This window comes from Brevundimonas sp. UBA7534 (assembly GCF_002479325.1).
Classification (GTDB): Bacteria; Pseudomonadota; Alphaproteobacteria; order Caulobacterales; family Caulobacteraceae; genus Brevundimonas.
The window spans coordinates 28,559-29,167 of the sequence record NZ_DLMO01000036.1 but is presented as its reverse complement, the minus strand read 5'-3'; the positions used below and the strand labels follow the sequence as shown (position 1 = coordinate 29,167).

The window sequence follows — 609 nt, the reverse complement described above, 5'->3', positions numbered from 1 at the left end:
CCGGCCACGCCGATGTGGCCCGCTTGGGGCCTCTGGGCGAGAACGCGGCGCGCAATCTCGACCTGGCCAAGACGCAGATCCTGAGAGCGGGCGAGATCATCCGGCGGATGCGCGACCTGATCGCCACCGGCAGCCGCAGCTTCGGCTGGGAGCACGTGCGGTCGATGATCGACGACCTGTCACCCGTGTTTTCCCTGATCAGTCGCGACACCGACGTGCCGATCCGTTGCGACATCGACGAAGACGATCTGGTCGTCGCCGACCGCGTCCAGGTTCAACAGGCGGTGACCAATCTGGTGCGCAACGCGGTGGACGCGGTGAACGGCCAGGCGGACGGGGCTGTCGCGGTGACGGGACGGTCCTTCGGCGTCGCCGGCTACGAACTGACGGTCGCGGACAATGGCCCGGGCATTCCCGAAGGCGAACGGGACCGCGTCTTCCAGCCGATGGCCACGACAAAGTCCGGCGGCATGGGCCTGGGCCTGTCGGTTACCCGCGCCATCGTCGAAAGCCACGGCGGCCAGCTTGTCCTCACGCGAAGCGCCCAGGGCGGCGCCGCCTTCTCCTTCCGCCTTCCCCGCTCCATGGAGGCCGCGGCCGCATGACGCC

The 609-nt window shown here is 69.1% G+C and carries 1 protein-coding gene; it reads left to right on the top strand.

All coding sequences use genetic code 11. The annotated features are described in order from the left end of the window. The coding region (locus tag B2U11_RS02810) for a sensor histidine kinase (protein ID WP_292069817.1) at nucleotides 1–605 on the top strand (605 nt) is incomplete at its 5' end. Between the last annotated feature and the right edge of the window lie 4 nt (nucleotides 606–609).